Genomic DNA, 9800 nt, shown 5'->3' with positions numbered 1-9800 from the left:
CGCCGGATGAAAATTCAGTGGCAGGTCACTTCTTCCATCCCTTGGTGTCCACCTATTTTGGTGGACACCTCATGCCAAAGCTCACTCAATTGCAGAAGGTGCGGGGAAAATCGCGCTTACGATCGTTCAGAAAACATTGCCTGTTTTTGGAGGCGCAGGCGGTGTTTCGCCATGCCATTAACCAAGTACCGGTTTTGAGGCATTCTCTCACTCAACTCACCCAGCTTCACCGCCAAAACTGCATACGTTGGAACTCGACCACTGCCCAATGTGGTCATTGATTTGCGGCCCATTCAGAGCGCCAAGACAGCGCCCTTTTGCGTGACAGTTAAACTCAAACGGATGTCGGTGGCCGAGAACCCAGCCATCACTGCAAATTCCCCCGCCTCTATCCGCCAACGCCGCTCGGTCGTGTCGAAGAAGGCAAATGTTCGGGCGTCAAGTATGAAACGCAACCTTCGTTTCTCACCGGGTTCCAGGGCAATTTTCGAGAAGGCTTTCAGCTCTTTAACCGGTCTGGGTATAGATGCTTCAACATCGCCGACATAGATTTGCACCACTGCCGAACCTGGCCGCTCGCTGATGTTGGTCAATTCCAGTGTCACTGTCACCGCGCCGGCAGCGTCTGGTAGCCCTACCGTCAGGTCCGACATCGCAAAGCTTGAATAACCGAGACCATGACCGAACGGGAACAGCGGCTTAATGCCGTGGCGGTCGTAGTGCCGATAACCGACGAACACACCTTCGTCATATCGCACATGGCCGTCCTTACCTGGATAGACCGCGTCATCCTCAGTATGTGTGGGGTTGTCAGCCCAGCGCACGGGGAAGGTCTGTGCCAGTCGGCCCGAGGGCTCGGCCTTGCCGAGGAGCACATCGGCGATCGCGTTGCCAGCCTCCTGTCCGGGATACCAGCATTGCAGTACTGCACGAGCACCGGAAAGCCAGGGCATTTCCACCGGTCCACCGGTTTGTAGTACGACGATCGTGTTCGGATTGGCCGCAATTACCGCCTCAACAAGCTGGTTCTGCAGACCGGGAAGTGCAATACCGCGAAGATCGGAGCCCTCGGTATCCCAGTCGCCCGTTCTGCCCACGAAGACTACCGCATGATCAGCCTTTGCCGCGACGGCTGCTGCCTCGGCAATCTCCGCTTCGGCCGAAAATCTGCCTATTCCTACCCGAATTGCGGCGATATAGAGGTTGACGTGGTCGTGCCGGGCGTACTCGGCGACGACCTCGTATGTACGGCCGGCTTCGAGCGTGATTTCACCCACGACCTCTTCGCAGCCTTCTTCAAAGAATGTGGTACCACGTATCCAGGAAGCCCAAGCGTCCACCACAAGTCTGCCGTCCACATAGACCCGGCCAAGCCCGGCCGAGGTTAGTCCGACGCGATAGACGCCGGCTTCCGAGGCTGTGAAGATGGTGCGCATTCTAGCCGAAAAGCGAAGGGGATCGACAAAGCCCTCGGCCACGGGGGGCAACCATACACCAAGGCTCGACGGTTCCTCGACGACCTTCACCGGTTCGCCAGCTAGCTCCCTTCCTTGGAAAAACTCGAAGGTTGTGGGGTTTTCGATTAGCGGCTGAAACCGATAATTGTTGCAGCCCTGAGCGTAGCACAGATTCTCCTCACCCAGCGCGTCCACCAGCCCCTGCCACGGACTGATGACATAGTGAGGGTTCAACTGCGCCGAGCCGCCTCCCATCACCTGCGCGACCTTGGCATTGGGTCCAATGATGGCGACCATACCTTGCTGAGCCAATGGCAGGATCCCGTCATTCTGTAGCAGAACTGCGCTTTCCGCTCCCGCGCGCCTGATCAATGCCCTATGTTTCGGTTGATCAATGGCGTACTCCTTAAACTCGCGATGATCGTTGATAGCGCCGGTGCGTTCCATCAAAGTCAGGATATTGCGCACACAGGCGCGGATCGTCTCGACACTAACCTCGCCGCCTTCGACCGCAGCCAGTAGCTTGGAGCCGCGATCGCGAGTCGGGCCCGGCATCTCCAGATCCAGCCCGGCATTCACGGTGGGTGCGGTCGAACGCGAGCCGAACCAGTCCGACATCACCACGCCGTTAAAACCCCAGTCACCGCGCAGAACCTCGTTCAACAGCCAATGGCTTTCCGCCGTGTAAGTACCGTTTAGCTTGTTATACGAAGACATCACGGCCCAGACCTTTGCCCGCTTCACCGCCGTCTCAAAGGGTATCAGGTAGACTTCGCGCAGCGTGCGTTCATCGATATCTGAAGAGATGGTTGTACGTTCAATCTCGGACTCGTTGCCGACGAAATGTTTTATCGTGGCACCGACTTTCGTGGACTGCAGACCTTCGATATAGCCGACTGCAAGTTCCGCCGTCAGGATCGGATCCTCAGAGAAGCACTCAAAGTTGCGGCCGTTTGTGACGCTACGCTGGATGTTAACGGTGGGGGCTAACGAGACGTGGGCACCTTTTGAAAGAACCTCGTCACCTAGGGCACTGCCGATTTCCTTGGCTAGATCCGGGTTCCAACTCGCTCCGATGGCGATGCCCACCGGGAAAGCCGCTGCAGTCACACCTCCGACAAAAGACCCCGCCCCGCGGGCGCCGTTGGGGCCGTCGGTCAAGCGCAATCTCCCTATCCCTAGGCGGTCGATGGGCGGTAAAGACCAGAACGTATCGCCGGAAAGTAGCGAGACCTGCTCCGCCAAGGTCATATTATCGAGCAATGCTTTCTTATCAATCATCTTCTCTGCTTCTTGAATCTCAATACTTACCTGTCCCAGATCAACATCTCAAGATGCATATCGGGGAAGCTGGTGATCTCGGCGCCATGGAGCCGTCCATCCATAAAAAGGACGCCCGTTTGTTCATCAAGGCGTCGCGTCCCGCCGTCGCGAGGACGACGACATGTTCGAAGCCTTCACATAGCCGAGATGCGGTCACCGCTTTCCATTGAAAACAAGGAACATCGCGGCAATCGATTTCAGCAGTGAAAGTTGTGCCGGCTGCGGCAGCGCCGGTTCTGTTACGGAGTTATTCCTCCGCAAGTTTGTGAGACAGTTCGAACATTAGCAAGCTTTATCAGACAATCTGTTGACAGACAACCTCGGTCGCGCAGCTTTCGTGTCGTCATTGATGATTCGATGCTTCCCTCGGAGGCGGATCCCGATTGATGAAGTTTCTTCACCGCCTATGGACAAGGATCGACCACAATGGACAGGCTGTTGTCCCGTTTCCGGCTACAGAGTAATCATTTTCGTACTGTCTTTCATAATCAGCATTTGCGCGGTGGGGTTTTCGGGGCACTACGCCGCGGGTCTCCTACAAGGCCGCCTGGAAACCTCGAGCGAGGTGATGCAGGTGCTCTCGGGTTTCCGTGACGTCTCCGCCTCGTCCGTCTGCATCGCCCTCACGCCGTGCTTGAATCCTCCCTACATATGCAGGCATTCCCGGTTGATATCGATCCAGATTGTCTGAGAGCTACCAGTATTCGTTGATCCTGCCGTTATAGCTTTGCCTGCTCGTCTGCACAAATTTAGATATCGAGAGATCAAAAACGGGCGCCTGGAGGAGAGCCGTGGCAGTACCGCATTCGTACCGGCTGGTCGTGTCAGACAGCCGAAGACTTGCGGATTCTCTACCATCATGGATGGCCTCGGCTCAGAGAGGGATCGGAGGCTGTCACGTATTTTTTTCCGCTTTCGGCATGTTAAAGGATGCCAGGCGATCTTGCTGCCAATTATTTTTCTGGCTGCGAGCGACCGCTTTCTGCCGGCACTCAAATTCCCCTGGTGAAGCAGGGCTATCGCATATGAGCGATGATAGAGATGAGGAACTGATCGTCCCACCCTGCCTTCTTGATCTTTCGACGAATGGAGGCCTTATCTGGATGGGCCCGGATGAGGTTGAGGGCAATCTTTCGTAACAGAGCAATGTTTGCCGGTCCGTGATCCTTACGGTTTCTGGCGGCATCCTCGCGGAACTGGACGTCGAGCACCCAGTGCAGTTTGTTTTCGATCTGCCAATGAGTTCTGGTTACCTCGATCAGGGCGGCAGCCGACATGACGGTGGAGAGCAGGAAGTAGCGGACATGGCTGGTCAGACGGCCATCGGCATGACGGCTTGTGGCCTCGACGGAGCCGATGGCCTGCAGGCCGGGGAAGTCGATGTCATTGACGGCGACGATGCAGGCACGGCGTCTTTCGCAGCGGTCATGGTCATTCTCGGCGGCGGTCTGGACGCCGAGTGGCTCGACGTCGTCCAGACGAGCAATCGTCTGTGCCAGGAGGCCGGGCTGATTGGCCTTCAACGCCAGGGCATAGTCGCCGCCGGCGGAAAGGATGGCATGAGCGGTATCGGCGCGGCAATGCAGGGCATCGGCGGTGACGATGGCACCTTCCAGCGACAAAAGCGCAAGCGCATCGAGCGCCCCTTGGACCTCGTTGCGGCCCGGCGCGGTCTGTTGGCCGATGACCAGGCCGCAACCGGCAGCCCAGACCTTGACGAGGGGCAGCGGCGTCGCCTCGTACCGCCTTGCCGTCGACCGCCACCACGCCTTCCATGCCCTTTGCAAAGGCTTCGGTAAAGCGGCTTCGAAGGCAACCTGATTGAGGCAGCGGAAAACGGTGGAGAAGGTGCCATGGCCGGCGATGCCATAGGGCAGCGGCACGATCGTCTTGAGCCACTTCTTTTTGGAAACGCCGAATCGGCCATGTCGGCGCAGCTTTCGGCGCCGCAAACGATCGCGGCAATGGCAATGAACAGGATCGACATCAGCGGATGACGTGTGTTGCGCCCCGAGGGTCGGGCAGATCTTTAAAACAGGTGGCAAATCGATTCATCCGTACCTCCAAATTATCGGAGAGTTCTTGAGTCGATTTGCCTCAGCAAAACAACTCCTTACCATCCATATGCGATTCTCCTGCCTGGTGAAGCTGTCTCGTCTGGCCGTCACTTCAATCGCCCGCAACCGGCGCCTTAAGGTAGTCGAGAAACGTCCGGAGAGCGGACGGCACCTGTCGATGCGAAACGTAGTATGCATGAAAACCCGGCCCGGTAGAGGTCCAGTCCGGCAGCACGACTTCGAGTGAACCGGCCGCAAGTTTGTCCTCGACCCGGGCCTGCAGGCAATAAAAGAGACCGCCTCCCTCCTCCGCCATGCGGATAGATAGTTCCGAATCTCCGAGCGTGAGAAGTCCCGGAACGTCGAGAGAAACCATGCGATCGCCGTCGCCAAGTTCCCATTTGCAGAGGTGATCCGTACCGGTTCGGATCCGGATGCACTCGTGCGTCAAGAGATCTTCCGGCCGCGCGGGCCGCCCTCGTTCGTTGAGATAGGCCGGAGAACCGACTACGATCCATTCGAGTTCGGATGTCAGACGCGACGCGATCATCCCCTCGGGAACCGTTCCCCCATAACGGATGCCCGCGTCAAAACCTTCGGCGACCATATCGATGAAGCGATCCTCGACGCTGACTTCGACCTCGACATCTGGGTAGCTCTTGCGAAAACTGTGCAGTCGAGGAGCGATCAGCAGCTCGGCGGCGTCACGCAGGGTGGTCACTCTCACTCTGCCCGTAGGCCCGCTCCTGAAACTGTCTAGGAGATCCATCGCAGCTTGAATGCCGAGGAAACGGGGCTCCAGTTCGGCAAGCAGCACTTCGCCGGCGGCGGTGAGACTGATGCTCCTGCTTGTCCGATGAAACAGACGGACGCCCAGACGGGCCTCCAAACCCCTGATCGAGTGGCTGAGGGCAGACCCGGAAACGCCGCGAAGCGCGGCGGCCTTTCGGAACCCCCCCGCACGCGCGATCGCGACGAAAGTTTCAAGGTCGGCCAGATCGGCCCGCGTTGATACCATGAGTTATGGATACTCGCACTTGTACTGAAAAAGATCGCCCTTGCCGGCGCCGACCTTGCTTCAGGCCGGCCGGCACCTTCAATCCTTATTTAACTGGCCCTGTATTTGGTATGTGATGGCCGAGGAAGCAGTCAAAAATTTGACCTAGTGATCCATGTTGGATCCTGCGAAGGACGGCGGAGATGGCCCGGTCGCTGAAAAACGAAAACGTCCGGGATTAGATCGTCATGCAATGAAGATCTTCGTGTCCACAGCCACGAGAGACGGCACCGGTTGGTTCCGCGAGGCGGTCTAACAGTCCCGGAGGTTCTAGTTCTGAGCTCTCGAAAACGCGGGCTACCAGTCCTGCCGGGTTGGATGGACGAAATGTCGTTGATCGTGATCTCCGGGGGCTGGTCTAGTGCATAGACCACGGCTTCAGCCACCGACGACGGCGGAATACCCTGCTTGTTGAGCTCTCCGGCGATCTTTCTGCCCGTCTCGTCATGAACCTTGTCGGCCCAGCCGGTATCGATCACGCCAGGGCTGATCATAGACACTTGGATCCCGCTACCCACGCCCACCTCCTTCCTGAGGCTTTCGGTAATACCGCGTATGAAGAACTTCGTGGCTCCGTAAACCCCTGCCGCCTCGCCGACATGAACGCCGGCGATAGAGCTCATATTCAGGATGCGGCCGGACCGGCGCTCCAACATCGACGGCAGCACCGCGGCGATCGCATGCAGATAGCCACGCAGGTTGGTATCGATCATCTTGTTCCAATCGCCGACGGCGGCATCCTTCCAATAGGAAAAGAGCATGAGGCCGGCATTGTTGACCAATATATCGACCGGGCCGTACGTCGTTGTGGCGAACGCGACGAGGGCCTTGGTACTCTCAAAATCCGTGGCATCAGCAACCTTGTAGCTGGCAATACCTCCCGAACCGGTGATGTCTTCGACGATCTGACTGAGGCGTTCCTCATTGCGGCCGGCAAGGACGACGCGCGCACCTTTTTCCGCCAATCCTCTGGCGGTCGCCGCTCCAATGCCCGAGGAAGCCCCTGTGACGATGGCGACCTTGTTTTTCAGATGTGACATGACGTGCTCCTTCACTGCGGTTGGGTCAATTCGGCTTGCCGCGCGGCTTTGACGGGCTCGGGGGTCGTCCGGTTTTCCAACACCTGCCGCTTGGTTTTCTGATCTCCGCCGACGATATGGTCGATGCCGTTCATGAGGGCCTCGAAGCCCTGCTTGGCGACGAGCGTCTTGTCGTTTTTTTGTTGGCCACCGAGCTTCGTACCGCCCATTCCAGCGTTCGCGTGGAAGTCGCTGTTGGTGGCGCCCGGAAGGAGTGCCGTCACCGTGACCCCGGTCGAGCGCAACTCCTCGCGCAGAGATTCCGCGACCATGTAACCGAATGCCTTCGACGGGCCGTAAACGGTTTCGTATGGCGTGGGCAGGGTCGCCGAAACCGAGGAGGTGATGAGAATCCTGCCGCGGCCGTTCTTGACCATATGTTGGACGACGCGTTTGGCCATATGGACGGTCCCGGTTACATTGATCGCAAGCAGGCGAAGCTCATCCTCGAGATCGTTATCGACAAAGGCGCCGCCAATACCGATACCGACGTTCAGAGCCGCGGCTTCCAAGGGGCGCCCCAGCCCCTGCGTAAAGGTCCAGAACCTCTCGACGCCATCGTACGTCGAGGCATCCGCTTTGAACGGATATGCTTCGGCATCAAGGCTTCGTAGCGCATCGGCGGCCTCGTTCACCTTGTCGCTTGAGCCTGAAATGGCGACATCGAATCCATTCTTGGCGAATTGTTTGGCAAGCTCGAAGCCTATTCCAGATGAGCCGCCCGTGATCATTGCGAGTGGTTTATTCCCTGTCATGATTTCACTCCTTTGGTTTGGTCAGCACCACGATCGTCTCGAGGCGCTGGTGACCAAATGCCCGTGGAGCCGATTGGTTACATGAGCAAAATTGATCGGGGCGGCGAGTGAAAATCATCCACCGATCTGGCAGGGACCAGGAGTGCGTTACCTTTTTGGTCCCGTCCGCGGTCGAACTGGCCAGGCATTCCCTACGTCACGAAGGCCCTTGAGTGAACACGGCTCATCGGTGCGTGCGATCCCGCTCACTTCAAGTAGCCGTCGCGCTACCCTATTCTTATAGTGCGATCGAACGGTCGTTCGCAGCCCGCGGATATGATCCGACGACCCAAGCGCCCGAGTAGCGTTGATGGACTTCTCTGCGCTGGTGCCATCGGCCGGCACGCTTCTCGGAGAAAAATTCCACGGCGACGGCTTGTCCGGCACACCTTCCAGCGGTGACGGTCCAATGACGGGAAAGACAAAAAATGAGCGAGAGAATGAACAGCGTCGTTGCTCCTGGCCGCGTTGCGGTCATCACGGGAGCTGCGAAGGGCATCGGCTTGGCAATCGCGAGGGCTCTCGCGGCCCGCGGCATGAAGCTCGCGCTGCTGGATCTCGACGCCGACGCACTTGAGGATGTTACTTCGACACTCGACACGGACATCCTGATCGTGAGCGGCGACGTATCAGATTTGTCGGCACTGACCAGGTTGCGGGACGAAACGATTTCGCGGTTTGGCGACGTGGCCGTCCTAGTAAACAACGCGGGCATAACGCAAGGAGCCGGCCCTTGGGACAATCCTGCAAAGTGGCGACGCCAGATCGATGTAAACTTCGGAGGTGTTCTGGCCGCGCAACACGTCTTCGTGCCCTACATGATCGAAGCCGGTCGCCAGTCGGCCGTTGTCAACCTCGGCTCCAAGGAAGGTATTACGACTCCTCCAGGTAACGCCGCATATTCGGTGGCAAAGGCAGCTGTCAAAGTCCTGACCGAACAGCTGTCGCACGAGCTTCTGAAGGAGACGGGAGGTCGTGTTTCGGCTCATCTCCTCGTCCCTGGCTACACGTGGACACCCATGAACATCGCACTCAAGCCGCAGGGCATTGCGAAACCCGATGAGGCATGGACCGCAGAGCAACTGGTGGAATACTTCCTGGTCCGTCTGCTCGACGAGAATTTTTACATCATCTGTCCGGATAACGCGGTTACGTCTGCGATAGATGCCAGACGGATCCGCTGGGCGGCCGATGACATGATTCTGAACCGACCCGCGCTTTCACGTTGGCACCCCGACTGGATGGATAAATTCGCAGCCTGGTTGAAGGCAGGCCACTGACGGTGGAATGTTTGTAGAGGAGAGTAATCCAATGCCCAGACCCTATGTAATCTGTCACATGATGTCGCCGCTGGATGGCCGATTGATCGTCAATGATTGGGCCGAGGCAACCGGCCATTCGGTCGATGAGCTCGTGAAGATCTATGACGGCCTGCATGAGAAGATCGGTGCCGACGCCTGGCTTTCGGGAAGAGCGACGGGAGAAGAGTTCGCGGACGCCGTCGACCGCCCCTATCAAGCAACCGGCACAGCCGCGCGACCGATCCATATCGCCAACCCGGACGCCGGCGAGTTCGCTGTCATCGTGGATAAGGACGGTCGGCTACGCTGGGACAAGAGCGACATTGAGGGAGCTCACCTTGTGGTCCTGACAGGATCTGACGTGGATGATGCTTACCTGGCGGGCCTCACCCAGGCTGGCGTTTCCTATATCGTCTCGGAGAAAGATGGCGTCGATCTGAAAAACGCGCTTGACCTTCTTGGAACCGAGTTCGGTGTGAAGCGCTTGATGCTGGAAGGCGGGGCGCAAACCAATGGCCATTTCTTGAAGGCGGGTCTTGTTGACGAGGTCAGCCTGGTCATCTTCCCTGCGATCGGAGGCAAGTCGAATACACCGGCCATATTCGAGGGCGGCGAGGATGGGCTTGCCGGCAGGGCGAGGCTCACGTTTATCAGCGCCGAAGCCGCTGGCCTCGGCTCCGTGCATCTGAGATATCGCGTTGGACGTCCATAAGAGACGTCCGTAGGAGAAGA

The 9800-nt window shown here is 58.0% G+C and carries 8 protein-coding genes and 2 pseudogenes; 4 read left to right on the top strand and 6 right to left on the bottom strand.

The features are described 5' to 3' along the window. Window positions 1–281: hypothetical protein (locus K6N12_RS31300; protein WP_207900914.1), on the top strand; the 281-nt coding region annotated here is incomplete at its 5' end. Between the two features lie 12 nt (window positions 282–293). On the opposite strand, the gene K6N12_RS31295 is transcribed toward K6N12_RS31300, so the two are convergent. After that, window positions 294–2738, bottom strand: coding sequence for a beta-glucosidase (locus tag K6N12_RS31295; protein WP_004674391.1), 2445 nt, complete (start codon window positions 2736–2738; stop codon window positions 294–296). 468 nt (window positions 2739–3206) lie between these two features. Between K6N12_RS31295 and K6N12_RS34485 the strand changes: the two are divergent. Further along, window positions 3207–3387, top strand: a pseudogene (locus K6N12_RS34485) (hypothetical protein); the annotation flags it as partial. A 409-nt stretch (window positions 3388–3796) separates the two neighbouring features. Here the strand turns inward: K6N12_RS34485 and K6N12_RS31290 are convergent. From K6N12_RS31290 to K6N12_RS31275, 5 genes and pseudogenes are all read right to left on the bottom strand, one after another. Further along, the gene (locus tag K6N12_RS31290) at window positions 3797–4663 is read right to left on the bottom strand and encodes an ISAs1 family transposase (protein ID WP_237353332.1); all 867 of its coding nucleotides are present in this window, start codon (window positions 4661–4663) and stop codon (window positions 3797–3799) included. 286 nt (window positions 4664–4949) lie between these two features. After that, window positions 4950–5654, bottom strand: coding sequence for a LysR substrate-binding domain-containing protein (locus K6N12_RS31285; protein ID WP_244414416.1), 705 nt, complete (start codon window positions 5652–5654; stop codon window positions 4950–4952). Window positions 5655–5666: 12 nt separating this feature from the next. After that, a pseudogene (locus K6N12_RS34480) lies at window positions 5667–5855 on the bottom strand (LysR family transcriptional regulator); the annotation flags it as partial. A gap of 131 nt (window positions 5856–5986) precedes the next feature. Continuing rightward, window positions 5987–6934 (bottom strand): SDR family oxidoreductase, encoded by a 948-nt coding sequence (locus K6N12_RS31280; RefSeq protein ID WP_004674385.1) that lies wholly within the window; start codon window positions 6932–6934, stop codon window positions 5987–5989. Between the two features lie 11 nt (window positions 6935–6945). Then, on the bottom strand, window positions 6946–7728 hold the full coding sequence (locus tag K6N12_RS31275) for an SDR family NAD(P)-dependent oxidoreductase (RefSeq protein WP_004674384.1): 783 nt from the start codon (window positions 7726–7728) through the stop codon (window positions 6946–6948). A 467-nt stretch (window positions 7729–8195) separates the two neighbouring features. Between K6N12_RS31275 and K6N12_RS31270 the strand changes: the two genes are divergently transcribed. Both K6N12_RS31270 and K6N12_RS31265 read left to right on the top strand, forming a co-directional pair. Further along, window positions 8196–9047 (top strand): SDR family NAD(P)-dependent oxidoreductase, encoded by an 852-nt coding sequence (locus tag K6N12_RS31270; protein ID WP_004674382.1) that lies wholly within the window; start codon window positions 8196–8198, stop codon window positions 9045–9047. Window positions 9048–9054: 7 nt separating this feature from the next. Continuing rightward, the gene (locus K6N12_RS31265; RefSeq protein ID WP_225881321.1) at window positions 9055–9780 is read left to right on the top strand and encodes a RibD family protein; all 726 of its coding nucleotides are present in this window, start codon (window positions 9055–9057) and stop codon (window positions 9778–9780) included. Window positions 9781–9800: the final 20 nt, after the last annotated feature.

Origin of the sequence: Rhizobium redzepovicii (genome assembly GCF_019793435.1) — a bacterium.
GTDB lineage: Bacteria > Pseudomonadota > Alphaproteobacteria > Rhizobiales > Rhizobiaceae > Rhizobium > Rhizobium redzepovicii.
Note: the sequence above shows the minus strand (reverse complement) of the source record. Positions and strands in the feature narration are given on the sequence as shown.

Coding starts and splice junctions, on each gene's coding strand:
- K6N12_RS31265 (WP_225881321.1), top strand. CDS start 9,055: ATGTTTGTAGAGGAGAGTAATCCAATGCCCAGACCCTATGTAATCTGT.
- K6N12_RS31295 (WP_004674391.1), bottom strand. CDS start 2,738: ATGATTGATAAGAAAGCATTGCTCGATAATATGACCTTGGCGGAGCAG.
- K6N12_RS31280 (WP_004674385.1), bottom strand. CDS start 6,934: ATGTCACATCTGAAAAACAAGGTCGCCATCGTCACAGGGGCTTCCTCG.
- K6N12_RS31275 (WP_004674384.1), bottom strand. CDS start 7,728: ATGACAGGGAATAAACCACTCGCAATGATCACGGGCGGCTCATCTGGA.
- K6N12_RS31270 (WP_004674382.1), top strand. CDS start 8,196: ATGAGCGAGAGAATGAACAGCGTCGTTGCTCCTGGCCGCGTTGCGGTC.